Raw genomic sequence first — 23,359 nt, 5'->3', positions numbered from 1 at the left:
AGCACTCGAGAGCACCGACATGATCCACATCACTCTGAGCGATGGTTCATTGCGTGAATACGACCAACCGTTGTCGGTGTATGAGTTCGCCGCGAGCATTGGTCCCGGGCTTGCCAAAGCAGCCGTCGCCGGTCGGGTGGACGGCGTGTTGGTGGACTGCGAATTCATGATCGAGGCCGATGCCCGGGTCAGCATCGTGACGCCTCGAGAGCCCGATGGCCTGGAAATATTGCGCCGTTCCTGCGCGTTGATGCTGGCGATGGCCGTGAAACAGCTCTATCCAAAAGCGCAATTGCAGACCGGGTCGGCGCTGGGTGACGGGTTCTATTATGAGTTTTCCTTAGAGCGACCGTTAAACCTGGTCGACCTTGCAGGCATCGAAGCACGCATGAAAACCCTGGCGGCGACCAATCATTCGATCCGCCGGCGCGAGCCGTCATTGCGGTCCAGGTACATGGAAAAGTTAACGCCCTACGTGCTCGGGGGCTTCGAATGTGTGTCGACAGGTCCGCATGCCCCTGCAACCAGAGTGTTGCAGGCATTCGCGCTCGATCACATCAGCGGCACTGCGCCACAGCGGATCTATGGCACTTGCTGGTCCTGCCAGGAGGAACTGGAAAACTGGCGCGCCCCACCCCACGTGATGGTGGTGAGCATGGATGATCGCCAATCGGACTACGCACAGGGGGTGACCGAGGCGTTGCGCCGAAGCGGTATACGCGCCCGCGCGGACCTGCGCAACGAGAAAGTCCGGCACAAGATTCGCGAGCACAGCCAGCAAGTGCCGTATCTGGTGGTGATCGGGGAAAAAGAAAAAGCAGGCGGGTTTGTCAGCGTGCGAAGCCGCACCGGGGAGAATTTTGGTCGGATGGCCATTGAAGCGATGTGCGACTTGCTGAGATTAACGGGCATTGCCGGTGTCTGAGCGCACGCCTTTGTCGGAACCCCGCCCGGCGCCGGCTCGCTCCCACAGGGTGTAGGCATCCTGTGGGAACGAGGCCTGCCCGCGAAGCTTTTAGGCTCTTGGTTTTACCGTCCCGCAATCCTGCCCCAACCAAACCGCGCGAGTATCAAGGCTACCCTTCTGCTGAATGCCGGTGGCGTTGAACGTGCCATTCACTTTGGTGGTGAACTCGCGATCACTGAGGAATGTGGCGACACCCGCACCCTGTGCTTTCGGACAGCTGAAGCGAAATTTCCACTGATTACCGGTGCGCTCGGTGATTTCTTGCTTGCAGCCCGATTGCGGATCCGTCAGTGGAATGTTGTCGCTCTTCACTTGCTCCGGCGTCAGGCAAGACCGGATCCCCTTGCCACCCATGGTGATGCCTTGCTTTTCCAATTGAGCGCGCTGTTCAGGCGTCATTTGGCTCTGAATCTGACCGAGGATCAGTTGCAGATCCGGCAGGTTCTGGTCATCGACTTTCATGTTGCTCGAGGTCAATTCCCACAGACCCGGCTGCAGCATCTGCGCCTGAGCGGCCACCGGAACTGCTAAACCTAAAGCCACAGCCAAACCCAGCAGACGAACGTTCATCGAGTAACTCCTGATCAGTAGTGGCCGTTAGACGTCGGCCACGGGCTTCGGTTCATGGGCCAATTAAATAGCGACATTCTGCACGGAACATGGTCTGTTAAGCACTGAATCTTCAGGAGCAAGGCTGCCCCCATGGATTATTTTGGACCGCATATTTTCGGTTATCTGATCGCACTTCTGCACTCGTTAGGCATGATCGCCGCCATTCATGCCGTATTGACCGTTCGGACCGCCCAAGGCTCGATCGCCTGGGCCTTGTCGTTGTTGTTCATTCCCTACCTCACGCTCATCCCGTATCTGGTTTTCGGCCGCAGCACCTTTGATGGTTACATCAAGGCGCGGCGACAGGCCAACGAGGAAATGCGCAAAGCCATCTCAGAGCTGAACTGGCGCCCGTGGGTCGAAGAGGCCCTGACCGCCCGCGCCTCCAACGCCTACGCATCATTAAGGGCAATGCCGAAACTGGGGCGAATGCCATGCCTGGCGAACAACGAAGTCAGCCTGCTGATCAACGGCACCGCCACCTTCGAAGCGATTTTCGACGCCATCGGCCAGGCGAAGGAAGCCGTGCTGATCCAGTTTTTCATCATCCACGACGACCTTCTGGGCCAACGCTTGCAAGCCTTGTTGCTGAAAAAAGCCGCCGAAGGTGTCCCCGTTTATTTACTGTACGACCGCATCGGCAGCCACTCCCTGCCCCACAGTTATGTGCAGCCCTTACGCGATGCCGGTGTCGAGGTCAAAGCCTTCGCGACGCGTAGCGGCTGGCTCAATCGCTTTCAGGTCAACTTCCGCAACCATCGCAAGATCGTCGTGGTGGACGGCGTGCTGGGTTTTGTCGGCGGACATAATGTCGGCGACGAATACATGGGCGAGAAACCACCCCTCTCCCCTTGGCGTGATACCCACGTGCGCGTGCGTGGGCCGGTGGTGGCGAGCATGCAGGAGTCTTTCGCCGAGGACTGGTTCTGGGCAGCGCGCTCGTTGCCGCCGTTGATACTGCCGGACGCGTATCCGGACAACGGCGTGCTCTGCCAATTGCTTGCCAGCGGGCCGGCAGATTCCTACGAAACCTGTTCGTTATTCTTCGTCGAAGCCATTCACGCGGCGACCGAGCGGGTGTGGATTACCAGCCCCTATTTCATCCCCGACGAAGCGGTGTTTGCCGCCTTGAGACTGGCGGTTCTGCGAGGCGTGGATGTGCGATTGCTGCTGCCTTCACGACCGGATCACCGCATCGTCTACGCCGCCTCCAGCCTGTATGCCTTCGAAGCGGTACGCGCCGGTGTGCGGGTATTCCGTTACGAGCCCGGTTTCCTGCATCAGAAAGTGGTGTTGATCGACAGCGAAATCAGCGCTATCGGCAGCGCCAATATGGACAACCGTTCGTTCCGGTTGAATTTCGAAGTGATGTTGCTGACCGTCGACAGTGCCTTTGCTGGCGAAGTGGAGCAGATGCTCAACAATGACTTCGCCCAAGCGCACGAAGTCGCCAAAGAAGAAAGCCGGGAGACCCACCGCCTGCAACAGGTCGGCATGCGGATCGCCCGGCTTATTTCACCGATCCTTTAAGGGTTGTAGATGTCGTCGCGGGTCCAGGGCAGTTCATGGCTGCCATCGGGGTGGGCTTTAACCGCGAGGATCTGGTGCAGGTTGATCCAGCCCCGGGCAAACGCATAAGCGCAGCCTGCCAGGTACAGCCGCCAGATGCGCAAGGCCTGCTCCGGCACCTGTCGGGCCGCTGCTTCCAGGTTGTCCTCCAGGCGTTCGCTCCAATGGTCCAGGGTGCGCGCGTAGTGCAGGCGCAAACTCTCGACATCGACGATCTCCAGCCCGGCTTCGCTGATCTCGGCAGAGATCATCGACAGGTGCGGCAGCTCCCCGTTGGGGAACACGTACTTCTCGATAAAATCACCGGCACCGCGCCCCACCGGCCGGCCATCGGTGTGCTTGGCAGTGATGCCGTGGTTCATCACCAGGCCGCCCTCCTTCACCGCGCCGAACAAGGTTTTGCAGTACTCGGCCAGGTTCTCATGCCCCACGTGCTCGAACATGCCGACGCTGACCACTTTATCGAAGCGCCCGTCCTGAGGCAGATCGCGGTAGTCCAGCAGTTGCAACTCGACCAGATCGTCGAGGCCTTCCTCTGTCACCCGTTCACGGGCCAGGGCCAGTTGCTCTTTGCTCAGTGTGATCCCGAACACCTTTGCGCCGAACTCCCGCGCCGCATAACGCGCCAAACCGCCCCAGCCACACCCGACGTCCAGCAGGTATTCGCCAGGTTGCAGGCGTAACTTGCGACACAGGTGGCGGAACTTGGCTTGCTGGGCCTGCTCAAGCGTTTCGCTGCCGGTCTCGAAATAGGCGCAGGAGTACGCCATGTCACTGTCGAGCCACAGCTGATAAAACGCGTTGGAAAGGTCGTAGTGATAGGAAATCGCCTTGGCGTCGGTTTCCTTGTCGTGGGCGGTGCGAACAGGCTGACTGTCGAGGTCGCCCAGCAATGCATGACTCCATTCATCAACGACGCGGATCACCTCGCTGATAGAGCCTTCCAGCTCGAGTTTGCCCTCGACAAACGCCGCTCCGAGCGCGTCGAGACTTGGATGAGTCAACTGGGTAACCATTTGTGGGTCCTTGACCACAATCGTGACGCTGGGCGTCGGCCCCAGATTGAATTCATGGCCGTCCCAGAGTCGCAGGCGTAGCGGTAGCTGCAGATTCTGTAAGGCCGGTGGAAGTTGCGCGAGCATGGAATATCCCCCTTGTTTCAGACGTCTGCTGTGAGGTTAGACCATCCTTGAAAAATAGCAGGCTATCGATTTCATAGCCCTTTTCTATGACCCGCAGCGTTCAAACCAACCCGGCGCACATTCACAGAAATGATTGCCCTTACCCTAGATGACTACGTATCGGGCGCACAGTTCTGAAAAGTTGAACCCCCCTCAAATATCGTCCTTCAGCTTGAGCAATGGCTCCTGAAAGCGCAGCAGCCGCCCGGCGTTCCCCAGTACCAGCAAAGTACTCAGGTTATGCAGCAACGCCGCAATCATCGCCCCCGCCGCGCCAAGCCAGCCGAAGGCCGCGAAAGCGACAATTGCCAGTGTCCAGCCCAGACCGATAATCACGTTGACCTGCAAGGTCTGGCGGCATTGCCGACTCAAACGTACACAAGTGCCGAGCCGACGCAGGTCGCTGCCAATCAGCACGATATCGGCGGAAGCCAAGGCAATGTCGGCACCGCCCGCGCCCATCGCAACGCCGACCACGCCTGCCTTGAGGGCCAGCGAATCGTTGATGCCATCCCCGACCACCATCGGCCGGAAGCCGCTGTCGATCTCCTTGAGCACGCGATTGAGTTTGTCCTCGGGCAAGGCCTGGGCCTCGACATCACGGATTCCGACATCCCGGGCCAACGCATTCGCGACGCTTTGGCGATCGCCGGTGAGCAGTAATTGCCGGCCCAATCCGAGTTCACGCAACTCGTTCAAGGCAAACCGCGCTTCGGGTTTGACGCTGTCCGCCAGTAACAGCCAGGCGAGAAACTCTCCATTGAGCGCCAGCCCGGCAATCGGGCCATCGTGTTCGGGAACAACTGAAACGGGAATGCCCAATTGAGCAAACAACTCCGGTCGCCCGAGTGCCGCTTCGCCCTGCTCCGTCATCGCTACCACGCCCAGACCCTGCCGCTCGTGAATGTCCGTGAGTAGCAGAAAATGCTCTTGAGTGACCAACCCGGCGAGCGCACGACTGACCGGGTGACTGCTGGCGGAGCCCAGGCTGGCGGCGAGTTTCAATACCTGGCTGCGATCTTCCAGCGGACTGTCGATGGATTGCAGGCGCAAGGTGCCGAAGGTCAGCGTCCCGGTCTTGTCGACCACCAACGACGTCAGATCCGCCAGCTCTTCGAGAAACGCCGAACTGCGGATCAGAATCCCGTGTCGTGCGGCAACCGCAACGCCGGCAATCGCCGTGGCCGGTGCCGACAACACCAACGCACACGGACAGGCTGCCACCAACACGGCGAGCATCGCTTGCGCATCGTTGGTGATGAACCAGGTCACAGCGGCCAGCAACAACACCAGCACCATGTAGCTGCCGGCGTAGCGTTCCAGCAACCGGGTGATCGGCGGTTTGGAGCGCTCGGCGCTTTGCATCAGCGCGATGACTTTACCGAGTGTCGACTCGTTGCCGGTGCGGGTCACTTCGATGCGCAGCAGGCCATCAAGGTTGATCGCCCCGCCGAACACCGTCATGCCGACGCCCGCTTCCATCGGCACCGACTCGCCCGTGATCGACGCTGTATCGAGACTCGCCTGACCGGAGAGGACACGACCATCGGCCGGAACTCGATCACCGGCGCGCACCTCCACGCGGTCGCCGGCCTTGAGTGTGCTGTTGTCGACTTCAACGATGGAGCCATCCGCCTGAACCTTGCGCGCATGGCTGCGCGTCAGCTTGCCGAGCGCGTGAATCGCCTCCTGGGAACCGATTACGCTGCGCTCTTCCAGCACATGGCCGAAGATCATGATGATCGGCAATAACGCAGCGGTCAGCAGATCGCCAGTCGCCCAGGCACCCAGCATCGCCAACGCAATCAACTGATCGGTGATCCCGTGCAAGCTGGGATAACGCAGGCTGTACCAGGCCGAACGCATCACGGGTACGGCGACCAGCAACGAGGCAAAACCCAGCAGCAATTGACTGACACCCGTCTGCTCCGGCGACCACCAGCGCCAGATCAAACCAAGCGCCAGCAAGCCTAGCGCGAGCATGGCCAGGGTCAGTTGGCGTGCAGCGCTGCGTTGTTCGGCCGAGGACAACATGCTCGGTGCGGCGGCGGTTTGGGCGGTCATTGTGCAGCTCCCTGAATGATCAGGCGGGAATCGTCTTTCGGATTGACCGTGGTCACCGAGCCGGCCTGGCCAAGTATTTTCGGCAAGCGTTCGCGGTAAATGCGCAACAGCATTTGCGGGTCGGTGCCTTGTTGTTGCGCCTTGGCCAGGCTCAGTACTGTGGCCGTGTCGGCGGAGGCTTTGGCCAACCGCTCGCTGGCTTGAGCGTGGGCGACTTGCAGCGAGCGGTCGGCTTGCTCGTTGGCCGTCTGAGTCAGTTTCTCGGCGTCAGTGCGGGCGTTGGCAACGGCTTTGTCGGCTTGCTGACTCGCCGTCAGAACGGCATTGAAAGCATTGACCGCAGGTCCTGGCAGACTCGATTGCACATCAACGCGTGCCACTTCGATGCCCAGTCCCTGCCCGGTTGCGGTCAGCTGCGCGAGACGTTGATTGATGCCTTGTACCAAATCTCCGCGCAGGCGTTCGCGTCTTTCCGCCGCTTGATTGTCCGCCCCGATCAACTCCGGTCGGGCGACCAGGATGGTGTCCAGATCTCGCGCAGCGGTGAGTGCCACGGCACTGCGGGTCACCAGACGATCCAATGCAGGCAGCACGTGTTCACCTTGAACCACAAACGCATACGGTTCGGTGACTTTGTAAAACACCCGCACATCCAGTTGCACCACACCCGCGTCACCGGTCAGCAGATAACCGGAACCTGCAAGCGCATCACTGATCGGCGTGGCGAATGTGGCGGCTCGGTCGGCCTGCAACGCGGCATCGCTGCGCAGCAGATTGTCGACCCGACGCTCGATCACCCGATCTGCTGCCGGCAACAAAATCACCTGCTCGAACGGTCGCGGCCACGCCAACAACAGACCGGCATTCTGGATGCGATCCAGCGCGCCAAAATGCAACACCACCGCACGATTTTGCGGGTCGATTTGCCGCACGTTGGAAAACGCCCACGCCAACGCGGCCACCACCGTCACCGCATACAGGGCGAGAAAAGCCAAGCGCCCGGCCTGAATCCACGGGCTGCTCAATTCAATTGTTCCACGTGGAACCAAATTCATGGCTGCGACCCGGACTTATTATCGAGCGTCGGCGGACCGTCAACCAACACCCGGAACGGCGCGGCATCGGTGCGTAGAATCAGTTTGGTCCCAGGCGTAACGATGGTGCCCAAGGTGTCGAGGGAGCGCAGCAAGTTATACAACTGCGGCGAACCCGCGTAAGCGCGGCCGTATATCTGTGCGGCTTCGACCCGGGATTGAGCTTCGATGTCGGCCGCTTTAACCGTGGCATCGGCCTGGACGATTCGCGCATCACGCTCGGCGGCGGAGCGGATTTGCGCCGCTTCCCGTTTGCCGATGGCCGTGCGTTCCGTGGCGATTGTTTCACGCTCGGCACGCATGCGATCGACCGTGGCGGCAAGGGTCACCGACGGCAAGGTCAACCGTTCAATGCCGACTTGCAGCACACGAACACCGTAAGTGGTGAGCAACTGCTGATCAATTTGCTGACGCAACTGCGTTTCGAAATCGGCAATGTGCACCTGGTTGGCATCGGTGTTCACCAGATTGGCCAGATCAAAACTGCTGGCCGTGGTTTCCAGCGCCGAGCCGACGAAGGTGCGAATCTGCCGCGCCGCTTCGTCCGGCTGATTCTGCACGGCGCGCATGAAGCGCTGAACATTGTCCGGATCGCCTTGCACCTGCCACGCCACGTAGGCCTGAACGATGATGCGCAAACCGTCACGCGTGCCCACATCCTGCAAACCGCTGGACGTGGTGCGCAGACGCAAATCGACTGGTATCGCTGCTTCAAAAGGCGCGGGCCAGCGCCAGCCCAGTCCCGGCTCCAGCAACACCCGCGACGGATTACCGAAGCGCGTGATCACCGTGGCCTCGCCGGAACGCACTTGCACCAGGCTCGCCGCAGCGATGGCAAACGCCACCAGCAACGCCGCCCATCCCATGCGTCGCCATGGGAATGGACCTGCTTCCTGTGGATCGCCATGGTGGTGATGGTGATGCCCGTGGTGATGCCCGCCATGGCCGTGATCGAGGCCGGCGTGGTCATCATGATCGTGAGTGTGCGACTGGCTCAATTGGCAGCTCCTGGCTGAGCAGTTTTACGCGCCGATGCAGGGTCAACCGGCAGCGTGAAAGTACGGAGGTCGATGGTCGGCGCGTTACTGCTGCCGCCCAGACGATGATCGAGAACCAGCAACCTGGAGTTGCTCAGGCCATGGGAGAGCTGGCTGAAATACTGCTCCAGCACGAAAGCCTGGCCTGCGTGGGCATAGGCTTTTTGCTCGGCGCTGAATTTCAGATCCGCCGCTTGCGCGGCAGCATTGATTTCACGCGCGCTGGCCGTCGCTTGATCGCGCGCGATGCTGGCCTGCAATTGCGCCTGATGGGTGGCTTCGGCAGCTGCGCCGCGCTCACGCGAGATCAAGGCTTGCGCAGCAATTTGCGCCGCTTGCACGCCGTGATAAGCGTTGGCCGCGCCGGCCGGTGGGTGAATCGCTTCGACCACGGTCGCGAGAATTTCCACACCGCTGTCGAGTTTTTCCAGGTCCGCCTGCACCGCGCGGCCGATCTCCTCGGCGAGCCCTACCCTGTCCTCACCGAGCAGACCGTCGAGGGTCCGAGAGGCAAAGTCGTGCACCAGAATTCGGCTGGCGGTGCTGCGGATCAGTGTGGGTACGTCGGCGCTGTTGTACGTCGCGGCCAACGCCGCTTGATCCGTGAGGCCGATGCGATAGACGAAACGCACGTCCATGTTGACGATCTGGAAGCTCTGTTTGTCGGCGCGACTACTGGCAATCACCTGAGATTTGTCGTTCACATGACTGGCGTCCCACAAGCGATTGGCCGTCGCCGGCGCCGGACCTTCAGCCGGTTCAGCCACTATCGGCGCCGCCGCTTCGCCGACACTGGTGGCCAACTCGTGGACCACACCGTTCTCGACACTCAACACCCGGCCCAGTGGCCATGGCAGACCTGCGTGCAAACCGGGCCCGAAGACCTCCACCGGTTTACCGAAACGCTCGTAGATGCCCCGCCCTTGCAGGGCAATTTCGTGAATGCCGGTGAGCGACCAACCGACCAGTGCTACCACCGCCAGCACCGGAACGAACGCCCGGCGCATGTAAGTGAAGGCCCAGATCTGCCGCAGATCGATGCCGAAGCGGTTATGCAATTCGTGTTGCAGCGCCAGCAACGGTTGGGGCGGCCAGCGCAGCATGTCGGCGACAAAGCTGCGTGCCAGCAACGCCGGTTCGAGTTGTTCACGCTGCGGACTGAACAGTGACAACACCGCGCGCAGCAGCAGTTCGCCCGCGACCAACCCCGGAAGCAGGCCAATCAGTACCGCCAGACGTACCGGCCAAACCGACTCTTCGCTGCCCAACAACAGGCACAGCGCGCTTAGCACAAGGCAGATAATTGCCACGCGCGTCAGCTGCGCCAGCGAACCTGCTTCGGGCCATTGCGCTACGTTTTCCTGGGCGAGTTGCCGCTCCAGCACCAGCAAACCAAAGGCCAGCAGTAACGACAATGCCGCCGCGACACTGGCCGAAAAACCCAGTGCAGCGGGAGGCAGGGCCAGGTCCCAGACCCGTTCAACGCTGAACAATACCAGCAGAGCCCAAGCGCCAAGCCACAGCGTCGAAGCGCCGATCTGCGCCAGCAGCCGTAGCCATCGTTGACCGATCCGCTCCAGTAATCGGTCATACCAACCCATCGGCGGCGATTCAGCGACAACTTCCACCGGGAGCATCGCCGGGCTCATCGCCCTTGCGCGCCACTGTGTCACCCACCACGCCGATTGCATCCCGGCGACCAGCACCAGCAAACCGACGCTCTGATTGACCAGCAACGCGGGCCAAAGCGACTGCGGCGCAAACAGTCCGACAAAAAACGCCAGCACCAGCCCTGTCGCCGCGAGTGCGCCGAAGCCAATGGCCAACTGGCGCAATCGCCGCCCTTGAAAGACTGCCTGCTGAAAACGCGGCAGCCCCGTTACGGTTGCGCCCTCAATTTCGAGATCGACTTGCATACCACCCCAGTGTTTATCTTTGCTCATGTCGCAGTTCGTTACGATATAACGAAACCCGTGAAATTTTTGTACTAAATCCTTCTATCTAAAGACGCACAACCTGTCGCTTGGCTGAAGCCTTGACCGAAAGGCTTGGCAGCGCACATATTACGCTCGTAATTTTATTCAGGAACTACGTTTATCCAGCCCGATTTCCATTCCATTCAGGAGTACATCCATGAGCAACTATGACGTCGTGATACTGGGCGGAGGCCCTGGCGGTTACAACGCGGCGATTCGCGCCGGTCAGTTGGGCCTCAAAGCCGCCTGTGTCGAAGGCCGCGCGACCCTCGGCGGCACCTGCCTGAACGTCGGTTGCATGCCGTCCAAGGCATTGCTGCATGCTTCTGAACTGTATGACGCGGCCATGGGTGCGGAATTTGCCAACCTCGGTATCGAGGTCAAACCCACGCTGAACCTCGCGCAAATGATGAAGCAAAAAGACGAAAGCGTTACCGGGCTGACCAAGGGCATCGAGTTTCTGTTCCGCAAGAACAAAGTCGACTGGATCAAGGGATGGGGCCATATCGACGGGCCGGGCAAAGTCACGGTGACAGACAGCCAGGGCGGCAAGACTGAACTGAGCGCCAAGGACATCATCATCGCCACCGGCTCCGAGCCCACTCCCCTGCCCGGTGTGGACATCGACAACACGCGCATTCTCGATTCCACCGGTGCGCTTTCTTTATCCGAAGTACCCAAGCATCTGGTGGTGATCGGCGCCGGGGTCATTGGCCTGGAATTGGGCTCGGTGTGGCGGCGTTTGGGCGCACAAGTGACGGTGGTCGAATTTCTCGACCGGATCTGCCCCGGCGTGGACGGCGAGGCGGGCAAAACCCTGCAACGCTCGTTGAGCAAGCAAGGCATCAGTTTCAAGTTGAGTTCGAAAGTCACCAGCGCCACGACCTCGGCGAATGGCGTTCAACTCAGCGTCGAACCGGCGGCCGGCGGCACTGCCGAATTGCTCGACGCCGATTACGTGCTGGTGGCCATCGGGCGCCGGCCTTACACAGAGGGTTTGGGCCTGGAGAACGTTGGCCTCACCACGGATAAACGCGGCATGCTCGCCAACAAGGGTCATCGCACTGAAGCGGCAGGCGTGTGGGTCATCGGTGATGTCACTTCGGGGCCAATGCTCGCGCACAAGGCTGAAGATGAAGCCATGGCCTGTATCGAGCAGCTCGTCGGCAAGGCGGGCGAGGTCAATTACGACCTGATCCCCAATGTCATTTACACCCGTCCGGAGCTGGCCAGCGTCGGCAAGACCGAAGAGCAACTGAAAGCTGAAGGGCGCTCGTACAAGGTGGGTAAATTCCCCTTCACCGCCAACAGCCGGGCGAAGATCAACCACGAGACTGAAGGCTTCGCCAAAGTGCTGGCCGATGAGCGCACCGACGAAATTCTCGGCGTGCACCTGGTGGGTCCGAGCGTCAGTGAAATGATTGGCGAGTATTGCGTGGCCATGGAGTTCAGCGCTTCGGCTGAAGACATCGCGCTGACTTGTCACCCTCACCCGACCCGCTCCGAGGCGTTGCGCCAGGCGGCGATGAATGTGGAGGGGATGGCGACGCAGATGTAGGGCTTCACACCGAGTTGCGCCCATCGCCGGCAAACCGGTCTCGCTCCCACACTGGTTTTGTGTACGCCACAGATCCCATGTGTGGAGGCCTGTTCGCGACGGGCGCAACTCGGTTTAGAGCGGTAAATGCTCCAACGGCAACGCCCCCGGCGTTTTCACCGTGTGAATCGCAAAGTTGCTGCGGATGTCGCTCACCCCCGGCAACTTCAGCAAACGCCCGGTTAGAAAACGGTCGTACGCACGTAGATCCGGCACCACCACCTGCAACAGAAAATCCGATTCCCCTGACACCAGAAACGCCGAAATTACCTCGGGCAACGCCATCACCGCCACGCGAAAGGCTTCAGCCTGCTCGTCGTTGTGGCGTTCGACCTTGACCCCGACAAACACCGTCAGCCCCAGCCCGACCTCATCACGATCCAGGTTGGCCTGATAACCGCGAATCACCCCGGCGTCTTCAAGCATCCGCACCCGGCGCAAACAGGGTGACGCGGACAGTCCGATTTCATCCGCCAGTTGCACGTTGCTCAAGCGACCATCCCGTTGCAGGGCTGCGAGAATCTTGCGGTCGTAAGCGTCGAGTTTCATTTTTGGCAGATCCTGCAGGTTCAGATGACGTTAAGTAGCAGGTTATGCCAACCAACGACTATTTAGAAGCAAACTACGCAACCACCTGCCCTGTGCTTCAGCCCTAGACTGGCGCTACCGAATCGACAACGAAAGGAGTGCAGCATGGCGGGGCTTTGGCTGTTTTTCATGGCGCTGGCAGTGGTTTACCTGTTGCCGGGCCCGGACATGATTCTGCTGCTGCAGACCGGCGCACGCCAAGGCAAAGGCGCGGCGCTGGCCACGGCGGTGGGTTTGGGCATTGCCCGAGGTTGTCATGTGGCCTTGGCGGCGCTGGGGTTGGCGGCACTGTTCAAGGCCGCCCCCTGGACTTTCGATATGGTGCGCCTGGCCGGCGCCGCGTACCTGTTGTGGATCGGCATTCAATGCCTGCGGACCACGATGCTGCCGAACCTGAACGGAGCAGATCCAGCCTATGGAAAACTTCATTGGCGCCAAGCCATTCAGCGCGGATTGCTGACCAACCTGCTGAACCCCAAAGCGCTGTTGTTCTGCTCGGTGCTGTTGCCGCAGTTCATCGATCCACACGCCGGGCCGGTACTCGCACAATTCGCCACCCTGGGCGTGGTGCTGGTCGGTGTCGGCCTGATGTTCGACAGCGCGTACGCCTTGGCCGGTGCCGCGCTTGGCCGTTGGCTGCAACGCAGTCCCTCGGCCCAGCGCTTCCAGCAATGGTTATTTGGCAGTCTGTTGATCGGCTTTGCGGTGCGGCTGACTTTTGTTCAACAGGCTTGAAGCTCACTGCGACTTACGGCGGCGACGATTAATCAGCAACAACGCCGCTGCCATGACCGCCAACACACCGCCGATCTGTAAAGGCGTTTTGTACGGCCGCAGCTCGGAGCGCGCTGCGTCAGTGACTTGGGTGACGTAGCGCTGGTCGGCGCTCTGAAAGTCCGGATCCTGGCATTGATGACCAAAATCACCCGCCCAGATGACATACGGACCTTCCTCGACGTAACGGCGATAGAACGCGCTTTGCTCTTGCAGGCTAGTGCCCCACGACGAAGCCTTGCACAGCACCGATGCGAAAGCCTGACTGCTGTGGGGCAAATGATCAGCCGCTTTACTTGCCAGCGCGGTGGCGACAAACCGGTAATGGAAACGCTCATCAGGTTGCGCCAGCGTAGCTTGCTGCCGTTGCACCTCACCCGCGGCCATCAATGGGCCGACCTTGAGCTCGGGAGCCTCCAAACTGTAATTGCCACCGAAGGTGGCGTAATCCGGAGACATCTCGTAACCCAACAGCTCCATCCCGTCGAATCGAGCCAATGTCGCGGCAGAGTAATAAGCGAATGCCCGTTTGGTTGGCCACCATTTCGATTCGGCGTCGTGGCGCAACTCCCCGTACCACTTGGCCTTGGCCTGCAAGTCGGCACTGTCGAAATAGCCTGGCGCTTCGTCGTAACGCGCCTCACGCAGCAACCGCCGCCCAAGCAGGTTGCGCAACTTCGCCGCCACTGGCAGCGGCACGTAATTGTCGCGATCCTGCTGAGTCAGCGCAGGCGGTGCCGGCACCTGCGTGTCGACGTAATGCTTGAGCTCATCGACAGTCAGCACACGCTCAGCGACGGTCGCGGCATCGAACCAGTAAATGTCGTTGCTGCGATAAAGCTGATCGAACGCCTGCAGATAATCCCCACGTTGCAACGCCAGGATCGCGCTTTCCCCCTCGACCCGGCACTTGGGCTGAAGCGTTTCGAAATCCCAGTCCGGCGTCCGCCGCTCGCCCCAGGATTCGCTCTGCGGGAAAGCGTGGGCAGCCTTGGCGTACGCTGCAGTCGCAGCGGATTTATCGCCTTCACGCATCGCCAGTTTCGCCCGCAGCCACCACGCCAGGCCACCGTCGCCAGCGTGTTCAAGAAAGGCCTTCGCAGTGACGTAATCGCCCTGTTGGTAATTTACGGCGGCCAGTCGATCGGCATTATCGAGGCTACCGCGCGTGCTGCTTTGCAGCAGCTTGATCAGCTTTTGTTCATTCGGCGGTTGATCACCAAATGACCAACCCAAGCGGCTGATCAGGGACGCAGTCACCAGTTGCTGCACTGGTTTTCCTTTAAGCAACGCGGCCAGTTGCTCGTCAGGCATCGCCGCCAGATCCGCCATCAATAGCTTTAGCGAGGTGTAGCCCACCGCCGAGCCGTGGAGATTCTGTGTGGCGTAGAGTTCGATAGCGCTGTCCCAGTCGCCCACCGCGCGAGCGACGCGAGCCTCTTCGCCGAGGCTGGCGACGCCCAGTTCCAGCGGGTCGCTGAAGCCGTCGATACTCAGCTGACGCGCCCGCTCGAAGGCTTTGCGCGATTGCATCAGCAGGTCGGGCGTGGCGTCCGCTTCGCTGCTCATGGCGAAGAGCGCCCGGCCCAGCGAGTACGCGGCCCAAGTACTGCGCAACGCGCGTTGATCAGCCGGCAATGCGAGCACTTTTCGGAAGAAGTCGGCAGCCAGGCCATGTTCACCGGCGCTGAACGCCACGGCACCGGCCAGATAGAACCTGAGCTCGGTCGGCAGGCTTGCGCCCTGCGCCTCGACCTGATGAGCATCGCTCAGCGTGCGCAGTTGTTTGACCAACGCCTGCTGCTCCGCCGTCAAACCAGCCTGTTCGGCGTCGTCCCGCTGCACGGCATAGTCAGGCGCGTCCATGCTGCTGTAGACGACTTCGCTGACGTTTTTCAAACCCGCAATCGCCTGCCCGAGACGACTGATCTCGAACCGGAAGTTACCTTCCGGCAACTCCGCCAGCGTTTGGCCCCGGTTGTCGAGCAAGCGCATCGGGAAATCCGGCCCACAGGCCATTGCCGAACCCAGTGGAAAACTGAGACTCAGGCAAAGCAAATGGCAGGGCCAGTTACGGGTGAACATTCGAACCTCCTTGATCAATGTTTGCGCAGCGCGCCCAACCAATGGCGCGCTGCCCGCCGGCCGCTATTCGGCCGTCGCGCAGGCGGGTGAAGGTAAGCAGATCCGGGCTTTGTTGCAACGCATAACCGGCCAGCGCATCGGCACCGTCACAACCTTGCACCGCGAGAGTCAGACGTTCGGGCCAGGCGCTGTCGAGGTTGCCTTGATTGCTGATGCTGACGTCATAGAGGCCATCGCGCGCCGAGAGTTTCAGCGTCAGGCGACTATCGAGGGCATCGCCACGGGCTACAGCGCGTAACGTCGTCAGGCTCCAGGCCCGGCGATCATGGGCCAATGGCAGGCGAAACCAGATCAGCCCGGCCAGATGAGGCGGTGGATCGTTGCGTAACTCGGCGGCCAGAATGCTCAGTTGCCGCGGATCGGCCAGCAATTCCCGGCGCTCGCCGACGCGCTCAATGGGCACTTCACTTTCCACGTCGGGTGCGCCGCTGGCCTGCGGCAACAGCGCTACGCCATAGGCCGGTAGCGCCAGATAAAAGGGTTTCGAAGTGATGCGGCTCCAGGCGCCGGCCCATTTTGTGGCCTGATCCGGGTCAAACAAACCCATTCGCGGGTCGCTCACCGCATGCACCTGCAATACGCTGCTATCGACTGTGGATAACAATGCAGGCAGTTCGGGACTGTCGATCCACGCCGGCAACGCGGTGATGCTCAGCGGCATGGAGGCCGGCAAAACCGTGCGCAGATCCGTGAGGAATTTCCGATATGCCGGTAGGCGAGCGTTACCGGCATCGTGGTCGATTTCCACTCCGGAGAGCATCAGCCCTTGCGCCTGCCAATCGTTGAGCACTTGCTGGATCTGCGCAGCGACCTCGTCCTGGTCCAGCGACTTGAGCTGGCCATCGAGACGAATCACCGCAATCAACGGCCGGCCGTCCCGTTTGAGCAGCTCCGGGTCGATTCGCGCCCGGCTCCAACCCGCCTTGGGAAACGCCTGCAAGGCCAGCACCCGCAGGCTCGAAAAATCCCCACGACTGTCGTTGAGTGCGGCTTCGTGGGCCGGCGTCCATTGCCGTTGCCAGACGTAGAGTTGCTGATCGAGCGGCGGTGCGTCCTGTCGTTCACAACCGGTAAGCAAAACCAGCAGCACCAGCAAGCCCGACAGGGGAGCGAGAAAAACCATAAAGCATCCTTTGAAGCTGCTGAAGGCAGCGTCCGTCAGATGCTACAGGTCGAGCACCAAAGGCTGCGAGCTCTGCGCCGGAATCGCACAACAAATCAGGACGTGTCCTTCATCCGGCACTTCCGCCGGCGGCTGTGGATAATTCACCTGGCCGCTGATCAGGCGAGTCTTGCAGGTCCCGCAGGAACCGCCGCGGCAACTGAATTCCGGGCGCAAGCCACGGCTTTCCGCCAACTCCAGCAAGGTGCCGCCATCGGGTTGCCAGCGGGCTTCTTTGGCCGAGCGCTCGAACACCACCGGCACCGACGTGGTCGCGGCTGGCGGTTGCTCGATGACGACCGCGTCGGGGTCCGGCTGGCGACGCAAGGTCGATGGGCCGAAAGTTTCGGCGTGAATCCGCGAATCGCGAATATTCAGTTCCCGCAGGCCGTCGTACAGCGCCTGAGTAAAACTGCCCGGGCCACAGAGGACAAAATCCAGCTGATCGTAGTCTTCTACCTCAAGGAGGGTCTTGAGCAACGCGGTGTCGATCCGTCCGGTCTGGTCAAAGTCCTCGCCCTCTTGAGCATCGGCCTCCGGCTGACTGAGCAGACGCAGCACCCGCACCGCATCACCGGCGTCATCCAACAAACGATCCAGCTCGGAACGAAACGGTTGATCGGCCAGCGTGCGCGAACTCTGGAAAAACCATGTAGGCCGAATGCGCCGGGTGCGCAGGCCTTGATACACCACCTCGCGGACCATCGACAGCAAGGGCGTAATGCCTACACCGGCGGCCAACAACACCAGCGGTCGACGCTCATGGGGTGCCACGGTGAAGTGACCTTGCGGCGCGCGGGCCTCCAGCAGATCACCGACACGTACCTGCTCGTGCAGGTGCGAAGACACCAGCCCTTCGCGCTTCACGCTGATGCGGAAAAAGTCATCGGACGGCGCGCTCGACAGGCTGTAAGTGCGGATATGCACCTCACCGCCAAGGGTGAACCGCAGCGGCAAATGCTGCCCCGCTTGGAACAGCGGGAACCCGGCGCCATCGGCGGGCTCCAGATAGATCGAACGGATGTTGTGGCTTTCCGCTTCGATCCGCACCACCCGCAGCGGCCGCCAACGATCACCCAGCGCCTGGGCTTGCAGGCGTGCATTGGCCTGCTCCCAACTGCCCGTCAGCAAACTGGTGGGAGAGACACCGTCGAAGCGCCAGCGCAGACCCAATGCTGCGGGCCGACGCACTACCTGCTGCACCTCGAATGTCCACAGACGCTCGGCGCCTTGAAAGGCCTCGACCTGCGGGCCTTCAAGGATGACTTCGGTGCGACCGCTGAGGTGCAGCAGGTCGCCCGAGTTGAAATCGATAAACAGCAAACCCGCCCGGGGATTGATCAGCAAGTTGCCCAAGGTATTGAAGAACAGGTTGCCGGCAAAGTCCGGGATGGTCAGTCGATTACCTTCCACCTGTACGAAACCGGCCTGACCACCACGGTGTGAAACGTCCACCGAGCGCTGGCCGTCGACATCCACATAACTGGCAACGAAAAAGGTATCGGCGCCGCAGATCGTGGCTTTGGCCGCATCATCCAGACCGTCCAGGTGTTGCGCAATGCGCGTCGCCGGATTCGCCAGCGGCACCGTACGGAATTGTCGTAATTGAATGTATTGCGGGCAGTTGCCGAAGGACTGTTCGACCGTTACGCCAAAACCACTCGCCGTCACGGCACCGACGCGACCATTGAGGCGGTTGCGCCGCCGCGTGTGCAGTTCGATCCCCAACAAGCCGATCGCCGCGCCATCGCTCAATTGCGCCGGGTCATCCGCCCCCGGCAAGCTGTTGAATTGCAGCACACCCGGCTCTGGCGAGTGAGCGAAGCCCGGTTGGCCTTCAAGAATGCTCGCCCAAGGGTTACCGTCGACGTCCACCGCGCCGTACAGCATAAACGGCAGTTGCTCGTAGAATGTGCGGTGTTGGTCCGGCATCTCAGTGCGAACCACCCTACGACCCAACGCCTCCATTCGCTCGGCAACACCGACGTGTGCCTGCAACTGTTTTTCGCCCGCGTGCCAAGGTGAATGGTCCATTACGGCTTCTCCCCTGCGCGCCAGGCGCAGTGTGAGCGGCCCGACAATGTCGGGCCGCAAGTCTCAGGCATTTTTTTGCAGGCCGACGACGGTGCGCGGCATGCCGACAAAACCAGGCAAGGCTTCGATACGCGCCAACCAGGCTCGCACGTTGGCGTAGTCTTCAAGCGACACGTTGCCTTCCGGAGCGTGGGCGATGTAACTGTAAGCTGCCACGTCGGCAATGGTCGGTTCGCTGCCAACCAGATAAGGCGAAGCAGCCAACTCCTGATCGATCTGCTTGAGCCAGATGTGAGAGTAAGCAATCACCTCTTCAGCGTTATAAGCCGCGCCGAATACAGTGATCAGCCTTGCTCTGGCCGGACCAAACGCGATGGGTCCAGCGGCAATCGACAACCAGCGTTGCACCTTGGCCGCGCCGACCGGATCGGCTGGCAGCCAGCGGCCGTTACCGTACTTTTGCGCCAGATAAACCAGAATCGCATTGGAATCACCCAGCACCACACCCTGATCGTCGATGGCTGGCACCTGCCCGAACGGGTTGATTGCCAGGTACGCCGGTTGTTTGTGCTCGCCCTTGGCCAGATCTACAAAGATCAGCTCAGTGGGCAGTTGCAGCAGGGACAGCATCAGTTCCACACGATGAGCATGGCCAGAGCGTGGGAAGTTATAGAGTTTGATCGCTTGCATGGTCGACTCCGCTGGGTGGTGGTGCCGCTCAGGAAAGATCAGCACCGATGAGCGCTATCTTCCACCCGCAACCAAAACAACAGAATAACCAGCAAACGCAATCAATTATTTCAGCCAGCGCAATAAACCGTCAGCCCTGCAAGGCCGGGTGTTCTCGCAAGGCTTTCACGGTGAAGTCCACGAAACTGCGAATCCGCGCAGGGGCGTTGCGCCCACCCTGATACACCACATGGATGGGCAGCGGCGGCAGCTCGAAGTCAGCCAATACGATTTCCAGCTCTGAGGACGCTACTTTGCTGGCGACCTGATAAGACAGGACGCGGGTGAATCCCAACCCAAGGCACGCTGCATTAATCGCGGCCTGATTCGCTGTCACCACCAACCGTGATTCAGCCCGTACGCTAATGGGCTGGCCCGCATCCTGAAAAGGCCAGCTTTTCAGCTGACCGATAGCGGACGTTGAAATAACCGGTGCACGCGCCAGATCCTGAGGATGCACGGGCCTGCCCTGCGTCTCTAGAAATGGTGGAGAAGCGCAAATCACCCGTCGCACTTCACCGACGCGGATCGCGTGTTGGTTGCTGTCGGGCAACTCACCGATGCGCACGGCCACATCAATCCCCTCCTCGACCATGCTGACCACTCGATCGACCAACACCCCATTGATGCAGACTTCGGGAAACTGCTTCAGATAACTCACCATCACCGGAGTCACGAACAACTCGCCAAATAACACCGGCGCGGTGATCGTCAGTTGCCCACGAGGTTCGGCGTGACTGCCCGCAGCGGAATCCTCCGCTTCCTGCACCTCGGCAAGAATCCTCCGACAGTCTTCGAGATACCGCTGACCCGCCTCGCTCAAATGCACGCTGCGGGTAGTGCGCGTCAGCAGCAACGTGCCAATGCGTTTTTCCAGCGCGGCCACGGCACGAGTGACACTGGCCGCCGACATCCCCAAACGTCGCGCCGCCGCCGAGAAACCTTGCTCCTGGGCAACGGCGGCGAAGACCTGCATTTCCTGGAATCGGTCCACCGGGCAAGTTCTCCATTCAAATAAAAATCGCATCCGTCAGGCTGCGATTTTGAGCGCGACGTCGAAAACGACCTAGTCTGACATGACCGGGAAACAGTGAGGTCTTGGTCATGGCAAAGGACAAGAAGCGGGCACAAAAGCCGCAAATGGCGGACAGCCCGAAAATGAGTAACAAAGACTACCTGAAAGCGCTACGCGAGCTGCACGTCGAAACCGTCAAGCTGCAGGAATGGGTGCGGAACAAGGGCATCAAGGTGTGCATCGTTTTTGAGGGGCGCGACGGTGCTGGCAAGGGCGGAACCATCAAGGCGCTGACCGAGCGGGTGAGTCCGCGTGTCTTCCGGGTGATTGCGCTGAGTGCACCTACCGAACGCGAGAAAAGTCAGATGTACGTGCAGCGCTACTTGCCGCATCTGCCGGCGGCTGGCGAAGTGGTGATCTTCGATCGCAGTTGGTACAACCGTGCGGGCGTTGAACGCGTGATGGGGTTCTGCACCAAAGACCAGGTCACCCGTTTCCTGAAATCTATCCCCTCGGTGGAACGCGCAATCGTCGATTCCGGAGTGATCCTGATCAAGTACTGGCTGGAAGTCAGCCAGGAGGAGCAGACACGCCGGCTTCAGGCTCGCATCAAGGATGGACGTAAAATCTGGAAGCTCACCGGCATGGACCTCAAGTCCTACAGCCGCTGGTATGACTACTCACGCGCCCGTGACGACATGTTCAAGATGACCGACACCGACCATGCGCCGTGGTTGGTGGCCAACTCGAATGACAAGCGACGGGCTCGCCTGAACATCATCACCGACCTGCTCAGCCGCATTCCCTATGAAGAGGTTCCGAGGGAGGCTGTAAAGTTGCCCAAACGCCAGAAGCCGGGCGGCTATCGAGAGCCGAATTATCCGCTGAGATTGATACCGGAAAAATTCTGAGCTGAATGTAAAAGGGGCAGGGTCCTGTCAATAACAGGAACCTTGCCCCCTCGATTCAGCTGTGGATAACTTACTCCACGGTGACGGACTTCGCCAGGTTGCGCGGCTGGTCAACGTCTGTGCCTTTCAACACCGCGACGTAGTACGACAGCAACTGCAGCGGGATGGTGTAGAGGATCGGCGACAGAATGTCGTGGATGTGCGGCATGTGCACAACGTGGGTGCCTTCACCGTTGGTCATGCCGGCCTGCTCGTCAGCGAAGACGATCAGTTGGCCACCACGGGCACGGACTTCCTGGAGGTTGGACTTCAACTTCTCCAGCAATTCGTTGTTTGGCGCCACGGTCACTACCGGCATGTCGTTATCCACAAGCGCCAACGGACCGTGTTTCAGCTCGCCAGCCGGGTACGCTTCGGCGTGGATGTAGGAAATCTCCTTGAGTTTCAGGGCACCTTCCATCGCGACCGGGAATTGCGCGCCACGACCGAGGAACAGCGTGTGGTGCTTCTCGGCGAACAGCTCGGCGATTTTCTCCACAGTGCTGTCCATGGCCAGGGCTTCGCCCAGACGGGTCGGCAGGCGACGCAGTTCTTCAACCAAAGTAGCCTCGACACCTTTGGCCAAGGTGCCGCGCACCTGACCCAGGGACAGCGTCAGCAACAGCAGGCCAACCAATTGAGTGGTGAAGGCTTTGGTCGAGGCCACGCCGATTTCGCGGCCGGCCTGGGTCAGCAAGGTCAGGTCGGATTCACGCACCAGCGAGCTGATGCCGACGTTGCAGATCGCCAGGCTGGCGAGGAAACCCAGTTCCTTGGCATTGCGCAGCGCTGCCAGGGTGTCGGCGGTTTCGCCGGACTGGGAAATGGTCACGAACAGGGTGTCGGGCTGCACCACGACTTTGCGGTAGCGGAACTCGCTGGCGACTTCGACCTGGCACGGGATGCCGGCCAGCTCTTCCAGCCAATAACGGGCGACCATGCCAGCGTGGTAGCTGGTGCCGCAGGCGACGATCTGCACGTTGCGTACTTTGGCGAACAGCTCGGCAGCCTGCGGGCCGAAAGCCTGCACCAGTACGCCGTCCGGGCTCAGACGACCTTCGAGGGTACGTTGCACCACGGCAGGTTGTTCGTGGATTTCCTTGAGCATGAAGTGGCGGTACTCGCCCTTGTCCGCCACATCGGCGCCGTCACGGTACTGCACGGTTTCACGCTGGACAATCTTGCCGGTAACGTCCCAGATCTGAACGCTATCGCGACGAATTTCGGCGATATCACCTTCTTCCAGATACATAAAGCGGTCCGTGACCTGGCGCAGGGCCAACTGGTCCGAAGCAAGGAAGTTCTCACCCAGGCCCAGGCCAATCACCAGCGGGCTGCCACTGCGAGCGGCAAGCAGACGGTCGGGTTGCCGAGCGCTGATCACCGCCAGGCCGTAAGCACCGTGCAGCTCTTTAACAGTAGCCTTGAGGGCCACGGTCAGATCGTGCAGATCCTTGAGTTTGTGGTTCAGCAGGTGGGCGATGACTTCAGTGTCGGTGTCCGATGTGAACACGTAACCCAGTGCCTTGAGTTGTTCGCGCAGGGCTTCGTAATTCTCGATGATGCCGTTGTGCACCACCGCCAGGTCGCCGGAGAAATGCGGGTGAGCGTTGCGCTCGCACGGCGCACCGTGCGTGGCCCAGCGAGTGTGGGCGATGCCCAGGCGGCCGATCAGCGGCTCGGCCTGGAGCGCCAGTTCCAGCTCGCTGACTTTACCCGGACGACGCATGCGCTCGAGCTGTTGGTCATTGGTATAGACCGCCACACCGGCGCTGTCATAGCCACGGTATTCCAGGCGCTTGAGGCCTTCGAGGAGGATGGCAGTGATGTTACGTTCTGCGACTGCACCGACAATTCCACACATG

18 protein-coding genes are annotated in these 23,359 nt (G+C 60.6%); 5 read left to right on the top strand and 13 right to left on the bottom strand.

The window, feature by feature from the left end; genetic code table 11:
* Positions 1–19 precede the first annotated feature (19 nt).
* Positions 20–925, top strand: a complete 906-nt coding sequence (locus F8N43_RS12890; RefSeq protein ID WP_150653876.1) for a His/Gly/Thr/Pro-type tRNA ligase C-terminal domain-containing protein — start codon at positions 20–22, stop codon at positions 923–925.
* A 90-nt stretch (positions 926–1,015) separates the two neighbouring features.
* On the opposite strand, the gene F8N43_RS12885 is transcribed toward F8N43_RS12890, so the two are convergent.
* On the bottom strand, positions 1,016–1,537 hold the full coding sequence (locus tag F8N43_RS12885; protein ID WP_150630617.1) for a DUF3617 domain-containing protein: 522 nt from the start codon (positions 1,535–1,537) through the stop codon (positions 1,016–1,018).
* A 132-nt stretch (positions 1,538–1,669) separates the two neighbouring features.
* On the opposite strand from F8N43_RS12885, the gene cls reads away from it, so the two are divergent.
* The gene (gene cls, locus F8N43_RS12875) at positions 1,670–3,109 is read left to right on the top strand and encodes a cardiolipin synthase (protein ID WP_150653875.1); all 1,440 of its coding nucleotides are present in this window, start codon (positions 1,670–1,672) and stop codon (positions 3,107–3,109) included.
* Here the strand turns inward: cls and cfaB are convergent.
* From cfaB to hflK (F8N43_RS12850), 5 genes are all read right to left on the bottom strand, one after another.
* Complete coding sequence (gene cfaB, locus F8N43_RS12870) at positions 3,106–4,290, bottom strand: C17 cyclopropane fatty acid synthase CfaB (protein WP_150630619.1); 1,185 nt, start codon at positions 4,288–4,290, stop codon at positions 3,106–3,108. The two genes, cls and cfaB, sit on opposite strands and share 4 nt — an antisense overlap.
* A gap of 192 nt (positions 4,291–4,482) precedes the next feature.
* Positions 4,483–6,393: a cation-translocating P-type ATPase gene (locus F8N43_RS12865; protein ID WP_150653874.1), complete on the bottom strand. Its 1,911-nt coding sequence runs from the start codon at positions 6,391–6,393 to the stop codon at positions 4,483–4,485.
* On the bottom strand, positions 6,390–7,448 hold the full coding sequence (gene hflK / locus F8N43_RS12860; protein ID WP_150630621.1) for a protease modulator HflK: 1,059 nt from the start codon (positions 7,446–7,448) through the stop codon (positions 6,390–6,392). Before hflK (F8N43_RS12860) ends, F8N43_RS12865 begins: the two co-directional genes overlap by 4 nt.
* Positions 7,445–8,485: a protease modulator HflC gene (gene hflC / locus F8N43_RS12855; protein WP_150653873.1), complete on the bottom strand. Its 1,041-nt coding sequence runs from the start codon at positions 8,483–8,485 to the stop codon at positions 7,445–7,447. Before hflC ends, hflK (F8N43_RS12860) begins: the two co-directional genes overlap by 4 nt.
* The gene (gene hflK / locus F8N43_RS12850; protein WP_150654019.1) at positions 8,482–10,440 is read right to left on the bottom strand and encodes a protease modulator HflK; all 1,959 of its coding nucleotides are present in this window, start codon (positions 10,438–10,440) and stop codon (positions 8,482–8,484) included. Before hflK (F8N43_RS12850) ends, hflC begins: the two co-directional genes overlap by 4 nt.
* 217 nt (positions 10,441–10,657) lie before the next feature.
* On the opposite strand from hflK (F8N43_RS12850), the gene lpdA reads away from it, so the two are divergent.
* Positions 10,658–12,058, top strand: coding sequence for a dihydrolipoyl dehydrogenase (gene lpdA / locus F8N43_RS12845; RefSeq protein WP_150630623.1), 1,401 nt, complete (start codon positions 10,658–10,660; stop codon positions 12,056–12,058).
* A gap of 114 nt (positions 12,059–12,172) precedes the next feature.
* Here lpdA and F8N43_RS12840 read toward each other — a convergent pair whose 3' ends face one another.
* Positions 12,173–12,646, bottom strand: a complete 474-nt coding sequence (locus F8N43_RS12840) for an Lrp/AsnC family transcriptional regulator (protein ID WP_150639409.1) — start codon at positions 12,644–12,646, stop codon at positions 12,173–12,175.
* Positions 12,647–12,790: 144 nt separating this feature from the next.
* On the opposite strand from F8N43_RS12840, the gene F8N43_RS12835 reads away from it, so the two are divergent.
* Complete coding sequence (locus F8N43_RS12835; protein ID WP_150639408.1) at positions 12,791–13,420, top strand: LysE family translocator; 630 nt, start codon at positions 12,791–12,793, stop codon at positions 13,418–13,420.
* Between the two features lie 3 nt (positions 13,421–13,423).
* Here the strand turns inward: F8N43_RS12835 and F8N43_RS12830 are convergent, their stop codons facing one another.
* The 5 genes from F8N43_RS12830 to F8N43_RS12810 all read right to left on the bottom strand — a co-directional run bounded on the left by F8N43_RS12830 (position 13,424) and on the right by F8N43_RS12810 (position 20,523).
* A complete protein-coding gene (locus F8N43_RS12830; protein WP_150653872.1) occupies positions 13,424–15,544 on the bottom strand; it encodes a hypothetical protein in 2,121 nt (706 codons plus the stop codon).
* On the bottom strand, positions 15,531–16,727 hold the full coding sequence (locus F8N43_RS12825; protein WP_150653871.1) for a DUF3142 domain-containing protein: 1,197 nt from the start codon (positions 16,725–16,727) through the stop codon (positions 15,531–15,533). The genes F8N43_RS12830 and F8N43_RS12825 overlap by 14 nt, the downstream gene beginning before the upstream one ends.
* A 42-nt stretch (positions 16,728–16,769) precedes the next feature.
* A complete protein-coding gene (locus F8N43_RS12820; RefSeq protein ID WP_150653870.1) occupies positions 16,770–18,800 on the bottom strand; it encodes a pyridoxamine 5'-phosphate oxidase family protein in 2,031 nt (676 codons plus the stop codon).
* A gap of 63 nt (positions 18,801–18,863) precedes the next feature.
* Complete coding sequence (locus tag F8N43_RS12815) at positions 18,864–19,490, bottom strand: glutathione S-transferase family protein (RefSeq protein WP_150630628.1); 627 nt, start codon at positions 19,488–19,490, stop codon at positions 18,864–18,866.
* 130 nt (positions 19,491–19,620) lie between these two features.
* Positions 19,621–20,523 carry a LysR family transcriptional regulator gene (locus tag F8N43_RS12810; RefSeq protein WP_150630629.1) on the bottom strand — a complete coding sequence of 301 codons (903 nt, stop codon included), beginning with the start codon at positions 20,521–20,523 and terminating at the stop codon, positions 19,621–19,623.
* Positions 20,524–20,633: 110 nt separating this feature from the next.
* Between F8N43_RS12810 and ppk2 the strand changes: the two genes are divergently transcribed.
* Positions 20,634–21,455, top strand: a complete 822-nt coding sequence (gene ppk2, locus F8N43_RS12805; RefSeq protein ID WP_150639404.1) for a polyphosphate kinase 2 — start codon at positions 20,634–20,636, stop codon at positions 21,453–21,455.
* A gap of 70 nt (positions 21,456–21,525) precedes the next feature.
* Here ppk2 and glmS read toward each other — a convergent pair whose 3' ends face one another.
* Positions 21,526–23,358: a glutamine--fructose-6-phosphate transaminase (isomerizing) gene (glmS, locus tag F8N43_RS12800; protein WP_150630631.1), complete on the bottom strand. Its 1,833-nt coding sequence runs from the start codon at positions 23,356–23,358 to the stop codon at positions 21,526–21,528.
* Between the last annotated feature and the right edge of the window lies 1 nt (position 23,359).

Origin of the sequence: Pseudomonas fluorescens, from assembly GCF_902498065.1 — a bacterium.
Classification (GTDB): Bacteria; Pseudomonadota; Gammaproteobacteria; order Pseudomonadales; family Pseudomonadaceae; genus Aquipseudomonas; species Aquipseudomonas fluorescens_BJ.
This window is presented reverse-complemented; position numbering and strand designations above follow the sequence as displayed.

Bases quoted from the DNA above. Each gene is read 5' to 3' on its own strand.
- F8N43_RS12890 (WP_150653876.1), top strand. From the start codon at position 20: ATGATCCACATCACTCTGAGCGATGGTTCATTGCGTGAATACGACCAA.
- F8N43_RS12885 (WP_150630617.1), bottom strand. From the start codon at position 1,537: ATGAACGTTCGTCTGCTGGGTTTGGCTGTGGCTTTAGGTTTAGCAGTT.
- cls (WP_150653875.1), top strand. From the start codon at position 1,670: ATGGATTATTTTGGACCGCATATTTTCGGTTATCTGATCGCACTTCTG.
- cfaB (WP_150630619.1), bottom strand. From the start codon at position 4,290: ATGCTCGCGCAACTTCCACCGGCCTTACAGAATCTGCAGCTACCGCTA.
- F8N43_RS12865 (WP_150653874.1), bottom strand. From the start codon at position 6,393: ATGACCGCCCAAACCGCCGCCGCACCGAGCATGTTGTCCTCGGCCGAA.
- hflK (WP_150630621.1), bottom strand. From the start codon at position 7,448: ATGAATTTGGTTCCACGTGGAACAATTGAATTGAGCAGCCCGTGGATT.
- hflK (WP_150654019.1), bottom strand. From the start codon at position 10,440: ATGCAAGTCGATCTCGAAATTGAGGGCGCAACCGTAACGGGGCTGCCG.
- lpdA (WP_150630623.1), top strand. From the start codon at position 10,658: ATGAGCAACTATGACGTCGTGATACTGGGCGGAGGCCCTGGCGGTTAC.
- F8N43_RS12840 (WP_150639409.1), bottom strand. From the start codon at position 12,646: ATGAAACTCGACGCTTACGACCGCAAGATTCTCGCAGCCCTGCAACGG.
- F8N43_RS12835 (WP_150639408.1), top strand. From the start codon at position 12,791: ATGGCGGGGCTTTGGCTGTTTTTCATGGCGCTGGCAGTGGTTTACCTG.
- F8N43_RS12830 (WP_150653872.1), bottom strand. From the start codon at position 15,544: ATGTTCACCCGTAACTGGCCCTGCCATTTGCTTTGCCTGAGTCTCAGT.
- F8N43_RS12825 (WP_150653871.1), bottom strand. From the start codon at position 16,727: ATGGTTTTTCTCGCTCCCCTGTCGGGCTTGCTGGTGCTGCTGGTTTTG.
- F8N43_RS12820 (WP_150653870.1), bottom strand. From the start codon at position 18,800: ATGGACCATTCACCTTGGCACGCGGGCGAAAAACAGTTGCAGGCACAC.
- F8N43_RS12815 (WP_150630628.1), bottom strand. From the start codon at position 19,490: ATGCAAGCGATCAAACTCTATAACTTCCCACGCTCTGGCCATGCTCAT.
- ppk2 (WP_150639404.1), top strand. From the start codon at position 20,634: ATGGCAAAGGACAAGAAGCGGGCACAAAAGCCGCAAATGGCGGACAGC.
- glmS (WP_150630631.1), bottom strand. From the start codon at position 23,358: ATGTGTGGAATTGTCGGTGCAGTCGCAGAACGTAACATCACTGCCATC.